Source organism: Vibrio sp. 10N.222.52.B7 (assembly GCF_041474275.1).
Lineage (GTDB): Bacteria > Pseudomonadota > Gammaproteobacteria > Enterobacterales > Vibrionaceae > Vibrio > Vibrio crassostreae_C.
Genome location: NZ_JBFRTU010000021.1, coordinates 69,326 through 93,845, shown reverse-complemented (window position 1 = coordinate 93,845; position 24,520 = coordinate 69,326). Strand labels below are relative to the sequence as shown.

The following is a 24,520-nucleotide window of genomic DNA, read 5'->3' as shown; positions in this document are numbered from 1 at the left end:
CTGGGGTTCAATCCAGCGGCTTTTTTGTATGTTCTGGGAATCATTATTGCCCCATTACCAGTCAGAGTTAACAGAATGTTAACATGTATTTGCCCTACTAAAAGTAATCCCTTGTCTGTTGGATATTTGCAAGGCAAACTGCTGGGCAAAAGTTCGAAAACACTCTGAATGTCTAAAAATCGCCATATTTTTCGAAACTAGGGATTTTATATCATTGGCTTTTCGGTTTCGGTTTCGGTGGCTGAAAGTTTGGGATAATTTGAAAACCATTTGGACATAGCTATGCCTGTACTCTTACCAGAGTACTAGCGGCAGAAGTTTCATAATTTCTGTTGCGCTGCGCTTACAAACCGATAAGAACATAAATCGATATCTACTTAGCCATCTTTACATACCTTTACATCACATGACGTTATCTTACTTACATTAGTATATTCTTAAGTAGTGAAACAAAGAGAAGGAAAACGTCATGAAAATCAAAAGCACGATAATCGCGTTACTCGGTATCGTTATTGCCTTCGGAGCAATGGCTGGTGGCATGAATAACAATATGTCACGCCCAGTATTTTCACAGTTTGATCTCGATGGTGATGGCAAGATAACCGAAGCCGAGTTCAATCAAGCACGCTCAGAACGTATTGCCCAGCGAGCAGAAGAGGGACGTACGTTGAAAAATATCAATCAAAGCCACAGTTTTGCTTCGTTAGATAGCAACGCGGATCGCGCTATCTCTCAACAAGAGTTTAATGCTCATCAAGGCATGGTGAACCCCAAAAATACCATGGGCAAAGGCAAAAACAATCAGTAGCTCAATTCAATCAGGCCTCCATTTGTGAGGCCTGACTTATTTTGAGATCAAGGAAGCAAATCCGCTTATGTTGGTGTGCTACCTTTTGCTTAAGGAAAAGCTAATATATAGTAAGGGAATCGCTATGACTAGGTATAGCTGGTTACAAAGGGCTCTGTTTGTTCCTCCTGTTTTGTTGGGCATCGCGTTATTGGTGATCGCACCAGGGATGAAGGCTGAACCGCCTAATGCGAGTAATACGGCTGCTAAAAAGGTGGTTCGGGTGTTGAAAGTCGAGCCGCGAAATATCCAACCTTCTGCCATCGGATATGGACATACCGAGTCTGTTCAAGACTGGCAGGCACAGTCTGAACTTGACGGCGCGGTTGTGTGGGTTTCTGAGCAATACAAAACGGGCGCTATTATCCGCAAAGACAGCGAACTCCTTAGAATTGACCCCACCGCTTATCAACTTACTATTGCCCGTTTGCAAGCTGAGCTTGAAGTGCTAATGCTAACGAATCAGACCATTATCGATTCGCTCAAGATTGCAGAGAAAGAGTTTGAGGTACAACAGTCAGAATATGCCCGCTCAATCAAATTGAGTGAAACCGGGCATATCTCCAAAACAGAGAAAGACCGCGCGACCAAAGACTTGCTCAGCAGCCAGCAACAGCTCCAGACACAGAAAAACCAACTGGCAATTAATCAAGCGCAGCAAAAGGTTTTGCAAACGGAACTAGCACTTGCAAACCGAGATCTCGAACAAACCGTAATTAAAGCCCCATTTGATATTCGCATTGTCGAAACCTTGGTTGGACTCGCCGAGTATGTCAACAAGGGGGAATTGCTGCTCAAAGCGGATGACATCGATGCCGTTGAGGTTCGCGCGCAGTTTCCGCTTGGTAAAATGCGTCCGCTAAGAAATTCCAATCGCTTTGACTCGCTTGACGAAGATGTTCATAGCAACTTGAGCGCGACAGTCGAGCTCCAAGCAGGCGATAAAGTAATTACTTGGCCTGCCGAGATCAGCCGCTCCGGCGGTGAAATCGATGCTCAGACTCAAAGCCAAAGCCTGGTTGCACAAGTAAATCAGCCCTATCAGCAAGCCATTCCCGGGGAGAAGCCACCACTTATTCGTGGGACTTTCGTTAAAGTCACGATTAAAGCACCAATGATGGAGCAACAAGTCTTGCTACCGATAAACGCCATCCATGATGGTAAAGTTTACACTGTCTCTGAAGGTAAACTGAAAAGCAAACCTGTCAGGATAGATTTCGTCCAAGGGCAGGTTGCGGTGATCAAATCTGGCGTGGAATTCGGTGATGTGGTTGTGCTAAGTAAACTTTCACCCGCCGTTGAGGGGATGGCTTTACAACCGCAACCGGATGAGAAAATCGGCCTTTGGTTGGATACGCAGAGCGGATTTAAAGCCCTAAACGCGATTCAGAAAGAGGGCAAATTATGATCGCTTTTTTTGCTCGGCACACCACTGGCGCCAATGTCCTGATGATGGCGGTACTGCTGTTAGGGGCTTTTGCCTTGCCCAAACTGCAGAAAGACACTTTTCCGTTGACGCCGACCAAAAATATTGAGGTTCGGATCGTTTATCCGGGCGCGTCACCTTTTGAGATGATGGAAGAAGTGTGTTACCCGTTGGAAGATTCTCTCGATAAGCTGAGTGGAATTAAAGAGTTAAGCTGTGATGCCCGAGAGAGTTTGGTCATCGCCAATGTGGAAATCGGCGATGATGAAGACATTGACACTTTAACCAGCGATATTCAGCAGCACGTTAACGCCATCAGTGATTTTCCGGATCGAGTTGAGCAGATCACGGTGTCGAAACTGGACCGAGTGGCAACGGTGGCCAGTGTCGCGATTACCGGCAATATGTCAGATAGGGACTTATATCTCTATGCCCAACAAATTAAGCACAAGTTAAAAGAGAGCCCATTGATCGCTCAGGTGACCGTGAGCGGTTTTGCGGATCAAGAAATAGAAATTCACGTATCGCAGTGGAAGTTGCAGCAGTACGGCCTGAGTGTGTCCGACTTGTCCAATCTAGTACAACAGCAAAGTATCAGCACTCCTGCTGGCGTATTTAGTAATGACTTGGAAGAGATCAGCGTCCGCTTCGACCACTTAGGCAGCAACGTCAGAGACTTCGAAAATATCGTGATTAAATCCAGTGAGACGGGGACTCAGGTTCGCCTCGGTGATGTTGCCGTTATTCAGCAGAAGTTCACTAGCGATGAAAATCAAATCCTGTTCAATGGTCAGCGTGCCGCTTTGCTTCAGGTGTCCAAAACGCAATTTCAAGATACCTTAACGGTCAAAGATGCGATCGTCAGCATCGTTGAAAAAGAACAGGCGAGAGCCCCTGAAGGCGTCGCTTTAACCATCACCCAAGATTCCAGCACCAATATTATTGAGCGTCTGAGAATCCTCACCAGCAATGGCGCACAGGGATTAGCACTGGCATTTTTGATGTTGTGGGCGTTTTTTAATATTCGCTTTAGCTTTTGGGTCACCATGGGGCTGCCGGTTTCATTCCTTGGCGCCATTTTTGCGATACAACTTCTCGGTTATACCCTGAATATGATGACGCTGGTCGGGCTGATTGTCGCGATTGGTCTGCTAATGGACGACTCGTTGATCATTGCAGAAAACATCGCTGCCAAGAGGCAACAAGGGCTACCCGCGTTTGACGCTGCAGTTGAAGGTACCAAACAAGTCTTCCCAGGTGTGATTGCATCGTTTGCTACCACCATCATGGTGATAGGGCCGCTGATGTTTCTCACAGGCAAGATGGGCGAAGTACTACGCTATATTCCCATCGTGTTATTGATTACCTTGCTTGTTAGTCTGATAGAAGCTTTCTTGATCTTGCCGTCTCATTTGGCACATAGCCATACTGAATCTCGCTCTAATCCTATACGGGACAAGTTCATTGCCGGTTTTGAAAACATCAGAGACAGATTCTTTGTGCCAGTGAGTGTCAAGGCGATGAATGCACCTTATCTTTCAGTAGGGATATTGGTGATGGTGGTGATGATTTCAACCGCTTCCATTTCGTCAGGTTGGCTGAAATTCAAAGCCATGCCTGCCTTGGAAAGTGATGTGCTGCAGGCGCGTATCTTGCTCCCTCAAGGCAGTTTACTGAGCCAGACAGAGGCGGTGGTGGAGAAGGTTTCAAACGCGCTTGATGAACTCAACCAAGAATACGCAGAGAAATACCCAAGCTCAAAACCTTTGGTCGCGAGCACCACGATCATGTTCAACTCAAATGCTGATGCTAATGAGTCGGGGCCGCATATGGCAACCGTCAGTGCCGATCTATTGCCAGCGCAATTTAGGCAGCAGAGCATTAAAGATCTGATCCAAGATTGGAAACAAAAAGTAGGCCCTACGGCGGATGTGGTTTCACTCAAGTTTACCGATAAAGAACGGGGCATTGCTGGCAATGGCATTGATATTCGGGTTCAGGGTGAGTCGTTACAAGAGCTCAATCAAGTCAGCCGCTCGCTGGTGAAATGGTTGAAGGGATTTGACGGTGTCTATAACCTCTCCACCGATCTGCGTGAGGGCAGAACCGAATTTCACGTTAACCTTAAAGATGAAGCTGGCGTGATGGGAGTTAATGCTTCCAACATTGCTCAAACGCTGCGCAGCGCGGTAAAAGGCAGTACTGATCTGACGGTTTTCCAACAAGGCGAGCTGGTGGATATTAGTGTGAGACTGGATGAGTTTACGCACCAAGCTAGCCTGTATGAGTTGAATAACTTGATGGTGACGGCAGGCAATGGAACCCTAGTTCCATTATCAAGTGTTGCGACGTTTGACAGAAAACAAGCCTTCTCGCGAATTCACCGCATTAATGGGATGAACACTGTGGTTGTGCAAGGCAATATCGATACGCGGGTTGCCAATGCGCGTGAAATCATGCTGCAGTTCAATAGCGAATTTGTCTCGCAAACTCAACACAAATTCCCAGACATCACCTTCACCTCGCAAGGTCAGGATAAAGAAAGCTCAGATACGGGCTCCTCGCTGGCGACCTTCTTTGCTCTTGGCGTGGTGGGGATTTATCTTATTTTAGTGTTCCTGTTACAAAGCTACACTCAACCGATTGCTGTGCTGCTGGCAATCCCTATGGGCTGGATTGGTGTGGTATGGGGGCACTTGGGCATGGGGTTCGATTTGACTATTCCAAGCTTGGTTGGCTTTGCTACCTTAGCGGGTATCGTCGTTAACGATAACATTCTGTTGGTCAATTTTATTAAGAAGAATATCGCCCAAGGCGAGCGCTTGATAGACGCTTGTCGAGAGGCGGTACGTGACCGATTTAGAGCGATATTTATCACCTCGTTAACCACATTTGCAGGATTGCTTCCACTGTTAACCGAAACCAGTACGCAAGCGCAATTTCTGATCCCGTTAATTGCCAGTATTGCGTTTGGCTTAGTCTCGGCTACGTTACTAGCGTCAATTGTTGTGCCTTGCGTGCTGCTTATTTTGGACGATTTAAAGCTGACCAAATGGGCAGAAGGTGCTCAATCTTCCCTTTGAGGCCCTTGGGAGTGCATGCTGAACCATGTCATTTAGCCCGGCATGAAAATGGTAGTTTGCGTAGAATTTATTTGGCGATTAAACCCTATCACTGACTGCTGTTTTTTTGCGTACAAAAAACAATAGGGTCAGGTCTTGTCTTTTGCTCTTTGGTGGCAGTTTTTCTATCAGGTTTAGTTATTTGTCATACCTGAAGTTATTAGTCATTTGCTAATGTTTGATTTTCCAAAACTCATTTCTGTCCAAAAGTTTGTTATACACACATCCACTATACGGTGATCCCTACACCACACTCACCACCAAAAAAAGCGCAGACCTTTCGATCTGCGCTTGTGGTTATTGTCCCGATAACACTGTTTAAATCGTTTTCAATTAACCCACGTTCTTACGTGCGTTTTGGAACATACGCATCCAAGCGCCATTCTCGCCCCAACCTTCCGGAGACCAAGAGTTTGCAACCGTACGGAATACACGCTCTGGGTGAGGCATCATAATTGTCACGCGGCCGTCAGTCGTTGTTAAACCTGTGATAGCGTTTGGCGAACCATTCGGGTTATTCGGGTATTGCTGCGTTTGGTTACCGTTGTTATCAACGTAACGTAGAGCAACCGTACCTGAGTTTTCAATCGCGTTTAGGTGGTCGTTATCACGTACTTCTACGCGGCCTTCACCGTGAGAAACAGCGATTGGCATACGAGAACCTTCCATGCCGTTGAAGAATACAGAATCTGACTTCTGAACTTCTACTAGGCTGAAACGTGCTTCAAAGCGCTCAGATTCGTTGCGAACGAAACGTGGCCAGTACTCCGCACCTGGGATAAGTTCACGTAGATTCGACAGCATCTGACAACCGTTACACACACCTAGAGAGAAGGTATCTTCACGCTTGAAGAAGTTTTCAAACTGGTCACGAGTAGAGTCATTAAACAAAACCGACTTCGCCCAACCTTCACCAGCACCTAGTACATCACCGTAAGAGAAGCCACCACATGCCACAAGGCCGTTGTATTCTTCTAGTACCGCTTGACCTGTTAGGATGTCGCTCATGTGAATATCAGTTGCTTCGAAGCCTGCACGGTCGAATGCTGCTGCCATTTCAACGTGAGAGTTAACACCCTGCTCACGTAGAATCGCCATCTTAGGCTTAGCACCTGTGTTGATGAACGGTGCTGCGATGTCTTCGTTTACGTCAAAGCTCAGTTTCACGTTCAGACCTGGGTCCGAGTTGTCTTTCTTCGCTTCATGTTCTTGGTCAGCACATACTGGGTTATCACGCAGACCTTGCATCTTGTGCGTTGTCTCAGCCCAGATAGTACGTAGTTCAGTACGGTTACGTTCAATCACTACAGACTCGCCAGACTTAATCACTAGTTCATCTGATGCTTCCCCTTCACCAACAACGCTGCCAATCACATGAGAACATGCTTCTAGACCGTTAGCTGCAAGAGTAGAAAGTACTGCGTCTAGGTCGTCGTTACGGACTTGGATTACTGCACCTAGCTCTTCGTTGAACAGTGCTGCTAGCGTGTCTTCACCTAACGCTTCAATGTTTGCATTAACACCACAGTGACCTGCGAATGCCATTTCTGCTAGCGTTACGAATAGACCACCATCGCCTTTATCGTGGTAAGCGACAACTTGGTCGTTCGCTACAAGTGCTTGAACGCCTTCGTAGAAACCTTTTAGTTGCGCTGCGTTGTCTACGTCTGCTGGCTTGTCACCAAGCTGCTTGTAAACCTGTGCAAGTGCTGTTGCACCCATACGGTTTTTGCCGTTACCTAGGTCGATAAGAACTAGGCTTGTATTACCTAGTCCTTCAAGGTTATCAGGGGTGCGAAGCTGAGGAGTAATCGTCTTACGAACATCTTCAACACGTGCAAACGCGGTGATAACAAGAGATAGCGGAGACGTTACTTCTTTCTGCTCGCCATTCTCTTCCCACTTAGTCTTCATCGACATTGAGTCTTTACCCACTGGGATAGTTAGACCCAGAGCTGGACATAGTTCTTCACCAACCGCTTTAACCGCTTCGTAAAGACCTGCATCTTCACCTGGGTGACCTGCTGGAGACATCCAGTTAGCCGACAGTTTAATGTGTTTGATATCGCCGATGTTGGTCGCTGCGATGTTAGTAATTGCTTCACCAACCGCTAGACGAGCCGATGCGCCGAAGTCTAGAAGTGCCACTGGCGTACGCTCACCAAGAGACATAGCCTCACCGTGGTAAGAGTCGTAGCTTGCCGCTGTTACTGCGCAGTTAGCAACAGGAACCTGCCATGGACCAACCATTTGGTCACGAGCTACAAGGCCTGTTACCGAGCGGTCACCGATGGTGATAAGGAATGTTTTCTCAGCGACTGTTGGCAAGCGAAGAACACGGTCAACCGCTTCGTTCATCTCGATGCCAGAACGGTCAATCGCAGGGTTGTTAGCTTTTAGCGTTTTCGCGTCACGGTGCATCTTAGGTGTTTTACCTAATAGGATGTCCATTGGCATGTCGATTGGCGTGTTGTCGAAGTGTGAATCTTCTAATTTCAGATCACGTTCTTCAGTTGCTTTACCAACCACTGCGTACGGTGCACGTTCACGCTTACAAATCGCGTCGAACGTTGCCATGTCTTTATCAGCAACCGCCATTACATAACGCTCTTGAGATTCGTTACACCAGATCTCAAGTGGGCTCATGCCCGGCTCATCGTTTGGTACGTCACGTAGGTTAAAGATACCGCCACGCTCGCCATCGTCTACTAGCTCAGGAAGTGCGTTCGAGATACCGCCCGCGCCCACATCGTGGATGAATGCGATTGGGTTCGCATCACCTAACTGCCAACAACGGTCGATAACTTCCTGACAACGACGCTCCATTTCTGGGTTTTCACGTTGTACAGAAGCGAAATCAAGATCTTCAGAAGAAGAACCAGAATCCATTGAAGATGCCGCACCGCCACCAAGGCCGATGTTCATCGCAGGACCACCAAGAACGATTAGGCTTGCACCTACTGGGATCTCTTTCTTCTGAACGTGCTCATCACGGATGTTGCCAAGACCACCAGCTAGCATGATTGGTTTGTGGTAACCACGCACTTCTTCACCTGCGTGAGAGTTTACTTTCTCTTCGTAAGTACGGAAGTAACCAAGTAGGTTTGGACGACCAAATTCGTTGTTGAATGCCGCACCACCAAGAGGACCTTCAAGCATGATATCCAAAGCAGTCACGATACGGCTTGGCTTGCCAAAGTCAGTTTCCCAAGGTTGAACGAAGTTCGGGATCTTAAGGTTAGATACAGAGAAAGCAACAAGACCCGCTTTTGGCTTACCACCAATACCGGTTGCGCCTTCATCACGGATTTCACCGCCTGAACCTGTCGATGCACCTGGCCACGGTGAGATTGCCGTTGGGTGGTTGTGCGTTTCAACTTTCATCAAGATGTGTGTTTTTTCTTGGTGGTAGCTGTACTGGCGAGTTTCTGGATCTGGGAAGAAACGACCAACTTCAGAACCTGTCATTACCGCTGCGTTATCTTTATAAGCAGACAGAACATGTTCTGGTGTCGTTTCAAAGGTGTTCTTAATCATCTTGAACAATGATTTTTCTTGCTTAACGCCATCGATAGTCCAATCAGCGTTAAAGATCTTATGACGACAGTGCTCTGAGTTCGCTTGTGCAAACATCATTAGCTCGATGTCCGTCGGGTTACGACCTAGCTTCTCAGTGAAGCTTTCAAGAAGGTAATCAATCTCATCTTCTGCAAGTGCAAGACCTAGGGTAACGTTTGCTTTTTCAAGCGCTTTACGTCCGCCAGTTAATAGGTCAACTTCCGCATAAGGAGCAGGCTCAGCAACGGTAAATAGTGCCGCCGCTGATTCGAAGTCAGTGAAAACCACTTCCATCATACGGTCGTGCAGGATTGCTTTCAGCTCAACAAGTTGAAGTTCAGAAAGTTCAGCAGAGGTTTCAATGTAGAAAGCAGTACCGCGCTCTAGACGTGACACTTTAGCCAGTCCGCAGTTGTGTGCGATATCTGTTGATTTTGAAGACCAAGGCGAGATAGTGCCTGGGCGTGGCGTTGCAAGCAGCAGTAAACCTTCAGGTTCATGCTCTTCAATCGTTGGACCGTAAGTCAGTAGCTTTTCTAGCTTCTCAACTTCAGACTCATCTAGGTCTGCCGTTAGATCAGCAAAGTGGGCAAACTCAGCGTAAATACCTGTTACAGGTAAGCTTAATTCACGACAAAGCTCTAAAAGCTTGTTAACACGAAACTCAGATAGAGCTGGGGAGCCACGCAAAATTCTCATGTGCTTACGTCTCTTATGCAGTTGATTAAGGTAGTATTGGAATAAATTCAGTGGGTTAAAGGAAAAACCTAACTGTTTTCTTCGAAGCTATTCCCGAAGGTTTAAAAACCTATGCCGATCCCACCTCTTCAATGCGAGCGCATTATAAAGCATTTCTTTTTGTGACGTAACACCAAAAGCAACCGTTTGCGTGATTTTTTTTATCTTTCTGCGTAAATGGTACTTTTGCTGCATTTATCACCACTTTTACAACTGTTTAATTAAACCTGCTTTGCCAGCCTTGCGGGGTTTGGTATAAAGGAGCTTCCACTTTTCGAGATTTCATTTTGATGCCTAAATTTACGCTCATCTTTTCGTCTAAGTTCCTTCTGCTCGCCATCGCCCTATTTGGGTTGGCTGGATGCCAGATTGAATCTGAACCTAAAAGTGTCCTTGAGCAGATACGAGATCGTGGCGTTCTTCGTGTCGGCACCCTAAATAACCAACTCTCTTATTACATCGGTCCTGATGGTCCTGCTGGCTTGGATTACGAATTAGCTCGTGAATTTGCGCAGGAGCTTGGTGTAAAGCTTGAGGTTAAACCCGCTTACCGTTTGTCTGGCTTGTTCCCTGCACTGCAGAAAGGCGAAATCGATCTTATCGCGACCGGCTTAACGCAAAACAACAAACTGACACGAGCTTATCGCGCCGCACCTGCTTATTACTACGTAAGCCAACAGGTCGTATACAAAAAAGGCCAGTGGCGACCGAGAAACCTTGAACAACTGATCAATTTCGAGAATGAGCGTCAGGCTGACTTTGTTAAAGCACAAACTGAATCAGAAGAGGCGGCGTCTACTGACACATTAACGCCATCTTTGGTTGTGGTGAAAGACTCACACTTTGAACCAACACTCAAACTGCTGCAGAAAACGCACGATGACTTCATCTATGACGCGGTTGGCAATGCAGACATCAATGACCTGCTAAAAGAAGTATCAACAGGCGAACGTTTATTCACAGTGGCCGACTCTATCGAGCTATCACTGGCGCAACGTTTGTACCCAGATGTTGCCTTGGCATTTGAGCTGACAGAAGACCAACCTATCTCTTGGTACCTAAATAGATCGGAAGATGAAAGCCTGTATGCTTTGCTGATTGAGTTCTTCGGTAACCTAAAACAGTCTGGTGAACTGGCTTCACTAGAAGAGAAATACATCGGCCACATCGGCACTTTTGACTACGTTGATACTCGTGCCTTTATCCGCGCACTGGACAGCAAGTTGCCAAAATGGTCGCCGCTATTTCAAAGGTACTCTCAAGAATTTGATTGGCGCTTGATTGCCGCTTTGGCCTACCAAGAATCACACTGGAACCCTGTTGCGCGCTCACCAACGGGTGTTCGTGGCATGATGATGTTGACACTGCCCACCGCGAAGAGTGTTGGGGTAACCAACCGTCTCGACCCGAACCAGTCGGTACAAGGCGGTGTTGAGTACCTGCGTCGTATCGTGAACCGAGTACCAGATTCAATCACTCAACACGAAAAGATCTGGTTTGCACTTGCTTCATACAATGTCGGTTACGGGCACATGATGGACGCGCGTCGCCTCACGAAGGCACAAGGAGGAGATCCTGATGCTTGGGGCGATGTGAAAGACAGATTACCTCTGTTAAGACAGAAGAAGTACTACAGCCAAACTCGATATGGGTATGCGCGTGGTGATGAAGCGAGAAACTACGTTGAAAACATTCGCCGTTATTACCAAAGCATTATTGGCCATGTAAATAAGCGCAATAAAGAACAAGAAGCGACCCTTGAAGGTTTGGTGGTGATCCCACCTTTAGAAACCTCAGGTGCTGAATCGAGTATCAGCGCAGCTCAGTCGACAGTAAGCAGTTCTGAGCCTTCACAGTAAAACCCAAAAGAGCAATGCCATCTAGCATTGCTCTTTTTTATTGTCTTTTTTCGACTCTTCTTTCGTCACTAAGGGATAAGGGAAGCAGGCAAGAAAATGATGATGAGATCTAGAGTGTCATATTGCAGTAACAATCGAACCTTACAACGGCACACCACAATCAAGATTATGCTCTGTTGCACTGCAATGCTGGCTTTAGACTAGAACTGCTCTTCTATTTAAGCCAAGCGTGCGACAGGCCAAACAAACGAATAACACTATAATTAAATCGTTAGTCCAAACTAAAAAGTCAGACGACAAATAGGAAATCATTGAAATGATGAAGAAACTGAAATCGAAACGCCTTGATAAGACCGTTGCTGCAAACCGTCGTAAGCGTATGCTTTCAAATAATAAGAAGAAGATCATTTGGCGCAATCGCGCTTTCATGCAGATGATTGCTGAGTAAATGTAGTTACTCAGTCAGTTTGCTTGGCACTCTTGCGATAGAGAGTGCCGAAAGTACGCTGCTATTTCTTATTGCCAGCCTTCATCTCTGCTTCTAAACGCTGCTCTTCCAACAGACGTTCTTGCTTTCGCTTCTCTTTTATCTCTTTTCTACGACGCTTGAAAAACGCTTGTAATTGCTCACGGCACTCTTCCTCTAACAAACCATGTTCAACGTCGGCATAGTGGTATGAGGCTTGGCTTTCAAACAAATTCAACACTGTACCTGCAGCGCCTGCTTTTAAGTCTGGAGCACCAAACACAATGCGCTTTACTCGGCTGTGTAGCAAGGCACCTGCGCACATTGGGCAAGGCTCTAGCGTAACGTATAAAGTGGTATCGAGTAGCCGATAGTTTTCTAAGGTTTGACCGGCTTTACGCAAGGTTTCAATTTCTGCGTGTGCCGTAGCATCGTGGCTGCCAATCGAACGGTTCCATCCTTCAGAGATAATCTCCCCATCTTTTACTAATACTGCACCAACAGGAACCTCTCCCTCGCTCTCTGCTTGCTTAGCTACCTCAATGGCGCGTCGCATGAAGATTTCATCTTGAGGGGTGAATTGATGGTCTGACAAAGGGAACTCCAGAAACAAAGGATAAAAACGAAAATAAGTATGCGGTGAAGCATACCTAATCTTAGAGATAATGAACAATAAAGAGGTAATAGACAACAACAGACAATGAACCATTGCCGCTTGCTGGTTGGTCGAACTGTTAGCTATTAGCGTCTTCTATGTCATCGGCTATTGGCGTCGCTTTGATACTCACAATGCGATTGTTCTCAACAGAGATAATTTCAAACTGCCACTGCTGGTATTGAACAACTTCGCCTGCATCCGGTAAGCGCCCTATTAACCATGTCACAAGGCCATTCAGCGTTTGGAAGCTCTCGCTTTCGCCCTCAAAATCCGATAGCTCTAAACGGTTTTTCAGTTCACTGATAGGAATCAATCCATCCACCAACAAACCGTCTTCCACTTGCTCGGTCCAAAGATCGTTCGGATTATTCGATAGCTCGCCAGCAATCGCCTCAAGAATATCGTAATGAGTCACAAGACCTTGAACATCGCCATACTCGTCGACAATGAATGCCATCTCGGTGCCCGACTCTTTAAAGTAGCCAAGTAGACGCAGAGCTTTCATCGATTCTGGAACATAGATCGGCGAGCGAGACAGCCCCATGATCACTTGAATGCTTAGATTGCCCGCCTGATTCAGCAAGGCTTTGGCTGACACTGTACCCACCACTTTATTGAGGTGATCTTGGCACAATGGAAACACACTGTGTTTTGATGAACGCAGTTTCTTTAATATCTGCTCAACGGGTTGGTCGACATCCAGAAAGTCGATGTCTCGACGCGGAGTCATCAATGAGCTCACAAGACGATCATCAAGCTGCAAGATATTACGAATCATCTCTTGTTCGCCGCGTTCAATCACACCCGATTCTGAGCCCTCTTTCACAAGTGCATGGATATCATCTTCGGTAACGCTATCTTCTTCACCGCCTCGGCCCATCAACTTAAGAATACCTTCCGTTGAAGCCGACAACGCAAACACAAACGGCGTCGCGATTTTAGATAACCAGAAGATTGGCAGCGCGACTAACACAGCAATGTTTTCAGCTTGAGACTGAGCAAAACGCTTTGGTACCAACTCACCGACAACGATAGCGAAATAAGTAATACCTACCACCACAACCGCAGTAGACAAGATGTTCGCTTGTGTTGGGTCTACTCCCCACAGTTCAAGTTGAACGGCTAGTGGAGCCGATAGCGTCGCCTCACCCACAATCCCGCTGAGTAGGCCGATTACCGTGATACCGATTTGGATTGTAGAGAGGAAGCGGGTTGGGTTTTCTTTGAGATCAAGAGCAACCTGAGCGGAGCGGTGTTTTTTGGCTAAGCGTTTCAGCCGACTATTTTTTGCTGCTACCAATGCAATCTCAGACATGGCAAACAGACCATTTAAAACAATTAACCCTACTAAAAGCAGAATTTTCATGTGGCTTGGATTTCCTAAATTTACCGGCCAACAATTAGCCGTAATCCGGAGTATAAGCTGAGTGCCTTTATTTTGAATATAAAAAGTTTTGGATATAGAAAGTTTTGGATATAAAAACCTTGGATATAAAAAACGGAAAAAATAGCGAAAAAAAGCCCGCACATTTCGGTGCGGGCTTAGCAATGAATAAAGCTTAGTTTTGCTTAGTTCAATCTTACATTGTGTAAGTATAAGGTGCTTGGATACCTAGTGGGATACCAAGAGCCCAGTAAGCTAGCAAGAAGATAGACCAACCGATTAACATCGCAATCGAGAATGGCATCATTAGAGAAGCTAGAGTACCGATACCTGTCGACTTAACGTAGCGCTGACAGTAAACAACAACCAGTGGGAAGAACACCATTAGTGGAGAGATGATGTTAGACACTGAGTCACCTACACGGTAAGCCGCTTGAGATAGCTCAGGAGAGATACCCACAACCATTAGCATTGGAACTAGGATAGGACCAATCAGTGCCCACTTAGCTGAAGCAGAACCAACAAGAAGGTTAACTGCAGCCGTTAGTAGAATCATACCAACAACCGTTGCTTCACCTGGAAGGTCCATCGCTTTCAAGCCTTCAGCACCGTAAAGTGCCAGCATAGTACCGATGTTTGATTGAGCGAATGCAGATAGGAACTGAGCACAGAAGAACGACATTACAATGTATGCGCCCATCGTTGCCATCGTCTCAGACATTGCTTTGATAACATCATTACTATTCTTGAATGTACCCGCTACACGGCCGTAGACGATACCCGGAATAATAAACAGGATGAAGATCAGAGGAACGATAGACTTCATTACTGGTGCTGAGAACGCCGTTAATTCGCCTTCAGGTGAACGAAGTGCTGAGTTTTCAGGCATTAGAGCCGCGATAAGCAGACCAATACCGGCAACCATTGCCCAACCAGCGAATTTGAATGCTTTAGATTCAATGGCTGTGAACGTACCTAGATCAGGTGCTTGTTCTGCATCTTCATCTACAGGCGTATTAGCAAGACGAGGCTCGATAATTTTCTCTGTAACGTACCAACCAATTGCCACAATTAGAATTGAAGACAAACCAGTAAAGAAGATGTTCGCTAGAGGGTTGATCACATATGCAGGGTCAAGAACGTTTGCCGCTGTTTGAGTGAAACCAGCTAGTAGCGGATCAATACCTGAAGGGATAAAGTTCGCTGAGAAACCACCTGATACACCAGCAAACGCTGCTGCAATACCCGCTAGAGGGTGACGACCCGCAGCGTGGAAGATGATACCGCCAAGAGGGATTACTAGAACGTAACCTGCATCAGCTGCTGTGTGAGACACGATAGCAACCAAGATTAGCATCGGCGTTAGTAGCTTAGCTGGCGTGAAGTTAAGCATCTTCTTAAGGCCAGTCGTAATGAAGCCTGAAGAGTCTGCAACGCCAACACCTAGCATAGCAACAAGTACGATGCCTAGAGGTGCGAAGCCTGTGAACGTGGTAACCATATTCGCTAGGAAGCTAGCAAGCGCTTCACCAGTTAGTAGGTTGTTTACTTCAAGAGCAGCACCCGTTTGAGGGTTGATTAAGTCGAATGAAAGATTCGATAAAAGTGCAGATGCTACCCATACAATAACTAGAGCCCAGAAGAACAGGATTGCTGGATCTGGAATTTTGTTGCCGGCGCGTTCAATGAAGTTTAGAAAGCGGTCCATACCACTGATCTTCTCAGTCGATGGTGCTTTTTTTACGGCTTGGTTACTCATTGTAACTCCATATGTGATGTTGTTTTGTTTAGGCCTAATATAAGTTTTGACCACGGCCTATTGGTACAGCACATATTCTATTAAAGTCGTTGTTAAAAAGCACAAGATTCCACCTAATTTTCCATAAATGGAGACATATTTTGCAAAAATACCATACAACCACAACAATATAAAAACATAAAAAACACCATTCCATATACAGATTTTTAACTAGCACGTAAACAATGTCCGAGGAGTGAAAATTATCAGTAAAAGGGGTAGCATGAGCCTTGGCATGCAGTAAACGTTTGCTTGAGGGTCAATCAAACTCACTGTATTTGGAGAGCATAGTTTCGAGGTAAATACTTTGTGCGTGGTTCATACGATCTTGCCATGCAATTGTGACAGTAATGCTTTTTAATGCGCTAGACAGAGCACCGTTTGCATTAGTCACTTCACAAGTCATGGCATAGGCAGACCCCGACAAACCGGATAAAGGATCTGAACTTGCTGTGTTGAGACAATGACTCGCCTGATTTAGTTCTGAAAAAGGAATTAAACCTACCGCCCCACTCGCATTAGACGCCCGAGTTCGATAATACTCCATCTGCCTTTCTGCAAAATGCAGCGCTTCGATACTCTGAATCGCATAGTCGGCTTTCTGCTCAGTGTAGGTCTGCAGCTTGACCATGCCTAACGCGGCCACGCCCACCAGTAGAAAAGAGATAAGTACTTCAAGTAAACTAAAACCACGCTGGTTAGAAATCACTCCATGAGCCCTTTTTCCACTGTATTTCGACAGGTTCATCATGCGGGTTGTATTCTCCTCGATAATCTAGATTCATCGAGCCTTTAATCGTAGAAAGCCCCCCGATTGAATCCAAAAATATGCCTCCTTTAGGGAAGAAGGAAGCGTTAGCTATATAGGTACTATTTTCTTCAACCAATAAAGAGTAATCCATCGTTGCTGGTAACTTATCCCAACTATCAGCAAGAAAGTCCGTGTTTTTTTCAGCACCTGAAGCGTCCTTGAAGACACTCATGTCATTCAAGTGATAAAAAGCACCATCAAGTACACTGGCGTTTCCATTTGCGAAAATCCCATTTTCGACCACTAAAGATCGTGGTGTGATCGTTCCTGCACTATCCACAATATTAATGGCTGGGTGCCAAACTACACAGTCCCCAATGACCCACACCTTAGTTTTACCAGCTGAAAAGGCATCATTGATTCGAGTACTGCACTCCTTGCCCACGTATTTATTTGTGTTTGAATCGAAATCTACATGCACGGTATTCCCGTGAGAATCCGTCTCTAATAGGTTTATTACCTCATATTCATTACTTTTAAGGGCGTTGATATTGTCCGTTGTTTTCTTTACCCCGAAGTAGTTTTCGAAACCATTTAGATTGGTGTCATGAACGTAATCACTCATAAAAGCACCGCTAGGATCACTACCCGATGCGGTAATCGTTGCGCTCTCACTCAAGTCAGTTACCGCATCTTTACAAGCGCTAAAATCTGCAGGTGCATTCTCAGGATTAGAAACGGTGGTTAAGCTCCCCCCTGTACCTTTGGTGTGTATAACAGAGTCGAAAAACCGAACTGCCACACACTCATATACACCGTTGTTACTGGTTTCACTGAGTTCAGGGTCGATATCCATGATGTCCTCGGAAATAATTTCGAGAGCCGATATTGCTTGTATGGCCCCCAAACCCGAATCATTAGAAAATCGAATTTCTTTATTAATCGATGTTCTGTTGGCGGTTGAGACAAGGATATTAGCGTTATCGGATGATTTATCTAATGAAGAAAGCTTGTTGCTACAGGAATCCAGGAGATCACCTGGGATCGCGGTACTGCTGTTTTCAATAATAACGCTTAGACCACACTCCAATCCCCCCTCGGCGGTCCAATGTTCTTTGCGAGCTTGAACCTCGTTTTGAGCACGCTTTATTTGGTAAAAAGTGGTTTTAAAGCTACCAAGAGAAACGATCAGCACACCAATCAATAGAATACTGACTAGAAGTAGTGTTACCGCTCCATTTTGCTTTAATCGCATCATTGCCAATTCCTTTGTACCACTGAAGTCACTACTCTCTGACTTTCATCTGCATTCACAAGAGAAGCTTCTAGAGCGATATCGACTCTTTGCGAGGTTGCCAGACTGTTAGATAACTCAGTTACAGAAACCAAAAAAAGTTCTACTTCTATTTGCTTTTCGAAAAACAAACTTTCACATGTCATTGCTCCCAAACCAGATGACGTAATCTGAGTGATATCTAATAAATAAGAAGATTCTTCTTGGCAATAGTTCAGCTTATTACCCTTAAATTGATAGACAATGTTTCGATAGGCCGAAGATGCGCTGTTTTGTCGATAAACAAAACCAACGTAAGATTCACTGGCACTGGATTGAAAGGTATAAATCGTATTGGCAGCGCCCGATAGCTTCACTGATTGTCCAGAGTCTGCATCATAACCGGCTCGCCAGAGCTCCTCTTTCATCATTTGAGTAGTAGCGAATAGGTTCTGAGATAAGAGCAGCTCCAAGCTCTTTTCTGAACTCAAACGTTGGTTGGTAACAAATACCGAGCCGATAGTACCGATAACAATCACACCGATCACAGAGGCCACTAACATTTCGACCAAGGTACTACCTTGAACACTCCTAGCCACAGATCTCATAACCATAATGACCTATGCTATTGCGCCCATCGCTGTTTGGGTCACTGCTGCAAATTCGGATCCGCCCTGTCGTTTTCGATGCGATGATTGAAAGTACATCCGACAGCGCATTCGTGGAGGCGAGTGAAACATTACCGTCTCGAAAACGTCCCCTGACGTTATCGATCGCAATTGAAGTACTATTGGAGAAATTAAAGTCTACTTTTATACCTCTATATGCCGAACCATCAAGATGCATAAGTACATTATCAGAAACGTAAAATGTTGAACTGCTCAACACCATATCCCAATCACCATCAGAACTTTCGGTTCCACCTAAGGCACCTGAAACCAAGAACAAAACATAAAGCTCTTGGTTACGAGTGACCGCTTCTGATCGGGCAGTAATAAGAAAACTATGAACCTCAGGGGCTAAGCGCTGCAGTTTAGAAGAAGCCAACAAAGAACTAAAACTAGGGGCAGCCGCAGCCAGTAGCACTGAAAGCACCACTACAGTAATCAGCAGCTCTAATAGCGTAAACCCGCGAGTCATTTCCCAAATTCCTATGTAATAACTTGAGCAACCGTACTCAACCTTGCGCACATGCTAACACTAAGGAAAAATAGCCAGATAAGTGAAAAGGAAGTCCTCGTGATGATTCGAAAAAATAAATGCAACAGCAACAACACGCGCGTAAAAGGGATGACATTGATCGAGTTATTGATTGTGGTTGCCATCATTGGGATTTTGGGGGCTATCGCCTATCCGAGCTATACCAACCACGTAGTGACTGGACATCGAACTAGCGCACTCGCTGACATAGCTCGAATTCAATTAGAACTAGAAGCAGCCTATGACAGCGGTTATGACTGGAGTGGTATTGTTTCGGGAAGCGATTGTTTGATCTGCGATACCGAAGCGAGTCGTTTTGTTTTCAGTGTCACCAGTTCGGCTTCTGCTGCCTATACGATTACAGCAACACCTCAGTCGGGAGTAGGTCAAGATAAAGACAACTGCTTCGATGGACAAAACCATAAAGTGCTCACTCTCGACAGTGCTAATGTCGAATACCCAGAAGCCTGCTGGATGTAGTGTGATGAGGGTTTCAGGTGAAGAGAAAGAGAAAGAGAAAGAACCAGGTTTGAGATACAAAAAAAACCTGCTACATGAGCAGGTTTTTTAATTTTATCAACAACTTAAAGTATCAACAATCTAATTACTTAGTTAGGTCATCGAAGAAGTTTTTAACGCCGCTAAAGAAACCTTCAGACTTTGGCTTATGCTTGCTTGCCGCTTCACCACCACAGGTTTCTTCGAATTCACGCAGTAATTCTTTCTGGCGAGCGCTTAGCTTAACTGGAGTCTCAACCACTAGCTTAACGATTAGATCGCCCACACCGCCACCACGAACGCCTTTCACGCCCTTGCCACGCATACGGAACATACGGCCCGTTTGTGTCTCTTCTGGTACCTTAAGGTTTACACGACCATCCAGTGTTGGAACTTCAACTTCACCGCCTAGAGCAGCCATAGAGAAGCTTACTGGTACTTCGCAGTAAAGGTTGTTGCCGTCACGTTCAAAGATGTTGTGTTCTTTTACGTGTACTTGTACGTACAGATCGCCAGCTGGAGCGCCTTGCTCTCCCGCTTCGCCTTCGCCTGATAGACGAATACGATCGCCAGTATCAACACCAGCAGGGATCTTAACGTTAAGTGTTTTCGTCTTCTGTTTGCGACCTTGACCATGACATGAGTTACATGGGTCTTTGATGATCTTGCCTTTACCGTTACAAGTAGGACAAGTCTGTTGAACCGCAAAGAAACCTTGGCGCATTTGTACTTGGCCGTGGCCATGACAAGTGCCACACGTTTGTGCAGAAGAACCCGCTTTCGCGCCGCTGCCGTCACAAGTATCACACTCTACAAGTGTTGGTACTTCGATTTCTTTAGAAACACCACGAACCGCTTCTTCTAGAGAAAGTTCCATGTTGTAACGTAGATCTGAACCACGTTGTGCACGCTGTTGACCGCCACCACGACGACCGCCGCCGAAGATGTCGCCAAATACGTCACCGAAGATATCGCCGAAGTCACCTTGGCCACCGCCGCCGAAACCACCGCCGCCGCCCATGCCACCTTGTTCAAAGGCTGCATGACCGTATTGGTCGTAAGCTGCTTTCTTTTGAGAATCGGTTAGGATCTCGTACGCTACTTTTACTTCTTTAAACTTATCTGCTGCGGTCTCATCACCCTGGTTACGGTCCGGGTGGAATTTCATCGCTAAGCGTTTGTACGCTTTTTTAATATCGCGCTCTGATGCATCGCGGCTTACGCCTAATACTTCGTAAAAATCACGTTTTGACATGTTCTAGGTCACCAAAATAATTGCTACTACCGAATGATCACTTCAGTAGTCTGTGTATCAATCTAGATAAAAGTTCTGCCGGCTGAAATGCCGAATAAAGCTATTATCTAGATCGACAAGTCTAAATACAAATTTACGGGCGTGAGAGTTACCTCTGACGCCCGCAATAATAAGTCTTTGAGACAAATTTCTAAGCAGATAGCTTGAGTCCTAAGTGGAAGCGCGGAGCCTACGTTAGTAGGTGGACACTTCCGATAACGAAATCAGGCTACTCTGCGACGAAATTATTTTTTGTCTTCTTTAACTTCTTCAAACTCAGCGTCTACAACATCGTCGTCTTGCTTAGGTTGTTCACCAGCGTCAGCACCAGCTTGTTCAGCTTGAGCTTTCTGTTGAGCAATTTCCATTAGCTTTTGAGCTGCTTGCATAAGTTCTTGAACTTTAGCGTCGATAGCTTCTTTATCGTTACCAGACTTAACTTCTTCTAGTGCAGTGATAGCCGCTTCGATTTTAGCTTTCTCGTCTGCAGGTAGAGCTTCACCAGCTTCTTCTACTTGCTTCTTAGTGCCGTGAATCATTTGGTCAGCTTGGTTACGTGCAGTTACTAGCTCTTCGAACTTTTTGTCCGCTTCTTTGTTAGCTTCTGCTTCTTGTACCATTGCTTCGATCTCTTCCTCAGACAGGCCGCCTGATGCTTGGATAGTGATCTTCTGCTCTTTACCTGTTGCTTTATCTTTAGCAGATACGTTCAGGATACCATCAGCATCTAGGTCGAATGTTACTTCGATTTGTGGCATGCCACGTGGTGCTGGTTGGATACCTTCTAGGTTAAACTGACCAAGAGACTTGTTGTAAGTCGCTTGCTTACGCTCACCTTGAAGAACGTGGATAGTTACTGCGTTTTGGTTGTCTTCAGCTGTAGAGAACACTTGATCCGCTTTAGTAGGGATAGTTGTGTTTTTCTCGATAAGCTTAGTCATCACGCCGCCCATCGTTTCGATACCGAAAGATAGAGGAGTAACGTCTAGTAGTAGAACGTCTTTAACGTCACCAGCTAGTACACCACCTTGAACAGCAGCACCCATTGCAACAGCTTCGTCAGGGTTCACGTCTTTACGTGGCTCTTTACCGAAGAATTCAGTTACTTTAGCTTGAACCATAGGCATACGAGTTTGACCACCAACTAGGATAACGTCAGTGATTTCGCCTACAGATAGGTCAGCATCTGCTAGAGCTACTTTTAGTGGCTCAAGAGAACGTTGAACTAGGTCTTCAACTAGAGACTCAAGCTTCGCACGAGTCACTTTGATGTTCATGTGCTTAGGACCAGTCGCATCAGCAGTAACGTAAGGTAGGTTTACGTCAGTTTGAGTAGTAGAAGAAAGCTCGATTTTCGCTTTTTCTGCTGCTTCTTTAACACGCTGCATTGCTAGTGGATCAGCTTTAAGGTCGATACCTTGCTCTTTCTTGAACTCATCTACTAGGTAGTTGATCATGCGGTTATCGAAATCTTCACCACCAAGGTGAGTGTCACCGTTAGTTGAAAGAACTTCGAAAGTTTTCTCGCCTTCTACTTCATCGATTTCGATGATAGAGATATCGAATGTACCACCACCAAGGTCGTATACAGCGATAGTGCGATCACCACCTTGCTTGTCTAGGCCGTAAGCTAGAGCAGCAGCAGTTGGTTCGTTGATGATACGTTTAACATCTAGACCAGCGATACGGCCAGCATCTTTCGTTGCTTGACGTTGAGCATCGTTGAAGTAAGCAGGAACAGTTACTACTGCGCCAGTTACTTCTTCGCCTAGGAAGTCTTCAGCTGTTTTCTTCATTTTCTTAAGAACTTCAGCAGATACTTGAGGAGCAGCCATTTTTTGGCCTTGCGCTTCAACCCATGCATCACCGTTGTCAGCCTTAACAATGTTGAAAGGCATGATTTCGATATCGCGTTGAACTTCTTCATCTTCAAAACGACGACCGATTAGACGCTTGATAGCGAACAGTGTGTTTTGAGGGTTAGTAACAGCTTGACGTTTTGCAGGTTGACCAACTAGCGTTTCGCCTTCTGTGTATGCGATTACTGATGCTGTTGTGCGTTCGCCTTCAGCATTTTCAATTACGCGTGGTTTGTCGCCGTCAAGAACAGCAACACAAGAGTTAGTAGTACCTAAATCAATACCAATGATTTTACCCATCAGGCCATCTCCGAAATATTTTCTATTAAGTTTTTGCTATACCCACATATGTGGGGGTGGTAATCAGGGAATCAACCCTAATACACAAAATTAAAGTGCAAATGTAATTTGCTTTCGTATGCACCATAGATAAGGGCTGCAAACTGGTTTTCAAGGGAATAAGTAAAAAAAATCTATTTTTTCCCGTATCTTTTTACATAAAGGTAAAAAGTGACCGATCCCTTGCCAATTAAGGCTCCAATGTTGAGAAACTCTCGCATTTGTCGCCACATTGAAACCTCAACCCTATTCCAGATGCCATAAAAAAAGACCTTCATGTGGAAGGTCTTTTTCAAATAGATATTAATCAGTTAAATATTGTTCAAATGGTGACTGATTCAGCCATATTATTGGTTGAGCACTAACTGGTAGAAGCTCGCTTGAGTGTAATCACCCGCTTCCATACCACGCCATTCACAGGCTGAGCTCGACTTCTTAGTGTTGCATTGATTGTATGCGCCCGCCTTGAAGTACATCCAGTCCTGTCCATAACCAAGGTCGATATCATGCCCCTGATACTTACCCTTGGCCAAATCAACATCATACGTCTTCACAATAGGATCGGCTGAGTTTGGATTCTTAGTAAAGGTTAAGTGCATGATGTTATCTTTGATATTCACATCGTATGAGAACACTTCACCTAGCTTGATGCCATCAGCAGGGTCCGAGCTGCCTTTTTTCAGATTGTATTGACCAAATACATCATGGCGAATGTCTTTACGAAGTTTCTTTCCGTTTTCATCCTTCGCGTTTTTCATCTCTGTCGGCGGGTTTAACTCATAGTTCCACGTTAACGAACCATGCTCATGTTCTGGCAACTTGCGGTAAACAATTTTCAGTGGCTCATTGTCTGAACCATGAATTTGGCCGATCACTACCGAGAATGCGCCTGTTTTTTTGTAGCTACCGCTGGTACTCACCTGATCAACAGAAAGTGTTGCCGTCATTTGACCACCGATAGAACCAAACTCTTCCGCGTTCTTATGGCTTGAAATCGCGAAGTTGTTGCTCGGCGCAGAGTAGCTATCCGCTAGCATCGCTCTTAGCTCACTACGCGTGTTTTTACTGTTTGGCGTCGTTGGAGCTGTATTCGGAGCCACAAACACCATCGCACCAGATTCAGCATCCGTGTAGAACCATTTAGGGTGAACGTAAGGCGTGTCTACATTCGACAGTTCCTTTTTACCAATCTCCAGCGTTTTACCTTTTCTAGACCCTTCAGTCGTCAGCTCCGGTAAGTTAATTTTCCATTTAGATAAATCGAAGTTTTGTGCTGGTGCTTTTGCAGGGTCAAGATTGAACTGTTGACCAATATCGTGATTAGAAGCAAGAGCGGGAGCGGCTAAAAGGCTGGCAGTCAGTAGGCTAAGGTAAGACAGCTTCATTATTGGGTTTCCTTTATGTCGTCATAATGTAGGTTGTCAGAACAATAAAATAATATTGTATTATT

16 protein-coding genes and 1 pseudogene are annotated in these 24,520 nt (G+C 45.5%); 6 read left to right on the top strand and 11 right to left on the bottom strand.

What is annotated here, in order from left to right; all coding sequences use genetic code 11:
- The first annotated feature begins 469 nt into the window (after positions 1-469).
- The 3 genes from AB4512_RS08340 (at position 470) to AB4512_RS08330 (ending at position 5,356) form a co-directional block, all read left to right on the top strand.
- Positions 470-808, top strand: a complete 339-nt coding sequence (locus AB4512_RS08340; protein ID WP_102428270.1) for an EF-hand domain-containing protein — start codon at positions 470-472, stop codon at positions 806-808.
- A 124-nt stretch (positions 809-932) separates the two neighbouring features.
- Positions 933-2,255: an efflux RND transporter periplasmic adaptor subunit gene (locus AB4512_RS08335; RefSeq protein WP_032545691.1), complete on the top strand. Its 1,323-nt coding sequence runs from the start codon at positions 933-935 to the stop codon at positions 2,253-2,255.
- Positions 2,252-5,356 (top strand): efflux RND transporter permease subunit, encoded by a 3,105-nt coding sequence (locus tag AB4512_RS08330; RefSeq protein WP_372174744.1) that lies wholly within the window; start codon positions 2,252-2,254, stop codon positions 5,354-5,356. Before AB4512_RS08335 ends, AB4512_RS08330 begins: the two co-directional genes overlap by 4 nt.
- Positions 5,357-5,728: 372 nt before the next feature.
- On the opposite strand, the gene purL is transcribed toward AB4512_RS08330, so the two are convergent.
- Positions 5,729-9,652 (bottom strand): phosphoribosylformylglycinamidine synthase, encoded by a 3,924-nt coding sequence (gene purL, locus AB4512_RS08325; protein WP_137001235.1) that lies wholly within the window; start codon positions 9,650-9,652, stop codon positions 5,729-5,731.
- Between the two features lie 329 nt (positions 9,653-9,981).
- On the opposite strand from purL, the gene mltF reads away from it, so the two are divergent.
- A complete protein-coding gene (gene mltF, locus AB4512_RS08320; protein ID WP_372082509.1) occupies positions 9,982-11,550 on the top strand; it encodes a membrane-bound lytic murein transglycosylase MltF in 1,569 nt (522 codons plus the stop codon).
- Between the two features lie 316 nt (positions 11,551-11,866).
- Positions 11,867-11,998 (top strand): hypothetical protein, encoded by a 132-nt coding sequence (locus AB4512_RS08315; protein ID WP_017059878.1) that lies wholly within the window; start codon positions 11,867-11,869, stop codon positions 11,996-11,998.
- A 61-nt stretch (positions 11,999-12,059) separates the two neighbouring features.
- Here the strand turns inward: AB4512_RS08315 and tadA are convergent.
- The 7 genes and pseudogenes from tadA to AB4512_RS08280 form a co-directional block, all read right to left on the bottom strand.
- Positions 12,060-12,664 (bottom strand): annotated as a pseudogene (gene tadA / locus AB4512_RS08310) (tRNA adenosine(34) deaminase TadA).
- An 86-nt stretch (positions 12,665-12,750) separates the two neighbouring features.
- The gene (locus AB4512_RS08305; RefSeq protein ID WP_372082508.1) at positions 12,751-14,040 is read right to left on the bottom strand and encodes a hemolysin family protein; all 1,290 of its coding nucleotides are present in this window, start codon (positions 14,038-14,040) and stop codon (positions 12,751-12,753) included.
- Positions 14,041-14,254: 214 nt separating this feature from the next.
- Positions 14,255-15,817 (bottom strand): AbgT family transporter, encoded by a 1,563-nt coding sequence (locus tag AB4512_RS08300; protein WP_017059875.1) that lies wholly within the window; start codon positions 15,815-15,817, stop codon positions 14,255-14,257.
- A 298-nt stretch (positions 15,818-16,115) separates the two neighbouring features.
- Entirely contained in the window at positions 16,116-16,565 is a 450-nt protein-coding gene (locus AB4512_RS08295) for a prepilin-type N-terminal cleavage/methylation domain-containing protein (RefSeq protein WP_017059874.1), read from the bottom strand.
- Positions 16,555-17,865 (bottom strand): hypothetical protein, encoded by a 1,311-nt coding sequence (locus tag AB4512_RS08290; protein ID WP_372082507.1) that lies wholly within the window; start codon positions 17,863-17,865, stop codon positions 16,555-16,557. Before AB4512_RS08290 ends, AB4512_RS08295 begins: the two co-directional genes overlap by 11 nt.
- A complete protein-coding gene (locus AB4512_RS08285) occupies positions 17,862-18,428 on the bottom strand; it encodes a pilus assembly protein PilW (RefSeq protein WP_372174743.1) in 567 nt (188 codons plus the stop codon). Before AB4512_RS08285 ends, AB4512_RS08290 begins: the two co-directional genes overlap by 4 nt.
- Before the next feature lie 43 nt (positions 18,429-18,471).
- Positions 18,472-19,020 (bottom strand): GspH/FimT family pseudopilin, encoded by a 549-nt coding sequence (locus tag AB4512_RS08280; protein WP_017059871.1) that lies wholly within the window; start codon positions 19,018-19,020, stop codon positions 18,472-18,474.
- A 102-nt stretch (positions 19,021-19,122) separates the two neighbouring features.
- Here AB4512_RS08280 and AB4512_RS08275 point away from each other — a divergent pair, with 102 nt between their 5' ends.
- Complete coding sequence (locus AB4512_RS08275; protein WP_017059870.1) at positions 19,123-19,560, top strand: type IV pilin protein; 438 nt, start codon at positions 19,123-19,125, stop codon at positions 19,558-19,560.
- 124 nt (positions 19,561-19,684) lie between these two features.
- Here AB4512_RS08275 and dnaJ read toward each other — a convergent pair whose 3' ends face one another.
- From dnaJ to AB4512_RS08260, 3 genes are all read right to left on the bottom strand, one after another.
- Entirely contained in the window at positions 19,685-20,833 is a 1,149-nt protein-coding gene (gene dnaJ / locus AB4512_RS08270) for a molecular chaperone DnaJ (protein WP_017059869.1), read from the bottom strand.
- 284 nt (positions 20,834-21,117) lie between these two features.
- The gene (gene dnaK / locus AB4512_RS08265; protein ID WP_017067645.1) at positions 21,118-23,031 is read right to left on the bottom strand and encodes a molecular chaperone DnaK; all 1,914 of its coding nucleotides are present in this window, start codon (positions 23,029-23,031) and stop codon (positions 21,118-21,120) included.
- 386 nt (positions 23,032-23,417) lie between these two features.
- On the bottom strand, positions 23,418-24,455 hold the full coding sequence (locus AB4512_RS08260) for a polysaccharide lyase family 7 protein (RefSeq protein WP_136978957.1): 1,038 nt from the start codon (positions 24,453-24,455) through the stop codon (positions 23,418-23,420).
- Positions 24,456-24,520: the final 65 nt, after the last annotated feature.

Excerpts from the sequence above, each read along its gene's own strand:
- dnaJ (WP_017059869.1), bottom strand. The coding sequence starts at position 20,833 with ATGTCAAAACGTGATTTTTACGAAGTATTAGGCGTAAGCCGCGATGCA.
- AB4512_RS08275 (WP_017059870.1), top strand. The coding sequence starts at position 19,123 with ATGATTCGAAAAAATAAATGCAACAGCAACAACACGCGCGTAAAAGGG.
- AB4512_RS08340 (WP_102428270.1), top strand. The coding sequence starts at position 470 with ATGAAAATCAAAAGCACGATAATCGCGTTACTCGGTATCGTTATTGCC.
- AB4512_RS08290 (WP_372082507.1), bottom strand. The coding sequence starts at position 17,865 with ATGATGCGATTAAAGCAAAATGGAGCGGTAACACTACTTCTAGTCAGT.
- purL (WP_137001235.1), bottom strand. The coding sequence starts at position 9,652 with ATGAGAATTTTGCGTGGCTCCCCAGCTCTATCTGAGTTTCGTGTTAAC.
- AB4512_RS08305 (WP_372082508.1), bottom strand. The coding sequence starts at position 14,040 with ATGAAAATTCTGCTTTTAGTAGGGTTAATTGTTTTAAATGGTCTGTTT.
- AB4512_RS08300 (WP_017059875.1), bottom strand. The coding sequence starts at position 15,817 with ATGAGTAACCAAGCCGTAAAAAAAGCACCATCGACTGAGAAGATCAGT.
- dnaK (WP_017067645.1), bottom strand. The coding sequence starts at position 23,031 with ATGGGTAAAATCATTGGTATTGATTTAGGTACTACTAACTCTTGTGTT.
- AB4512_RS08330 (WP_372174744.1), top strand. The coding sequence starts at position 2,252 with ATGATCGCTTTTTTTGCTCGGCACACCACTGGCGCCAATGTCCTGATG.
- AB4512_RS08315 (WP_017059878.1), top strand. The coding sequence starts at position 11,867 with ATGATGAAGAAACTGAAATCGAAACGCCTTGATAAGACCGTTGCTGCA.
- AB4512_RS08280 (WP_017059871.1), bottom strand. The coding sequence starts at position 19,020 with ATGACTCGCGGGTTTACGCTATTAGAGCTGCTGATTACTGTAGTGGTG.
- AB4512_RS08335 (WP_032545691.1), top strand. The coding sequence starts at position 933 with ATGACTAGGTATAGCTGGTTACAAAGGGCTCTGTTTGTTCCTCCTGTT.
- AB4512_RS08260 (WP_136978957.1), bottom strand. The coding sequence starts at position 24,455 with ATGAAGCTGTCTTACCTTAGCCTACTGACTGCCAGCCTTTTAGCCGCT.
- mltF (WP_372082509.1), top strand. The coding sequence starts at position 9,982 with ATGCCTAAATTTACGCTCATCTTTTCGTCTAAGTTCCTTCTGCTCGCC.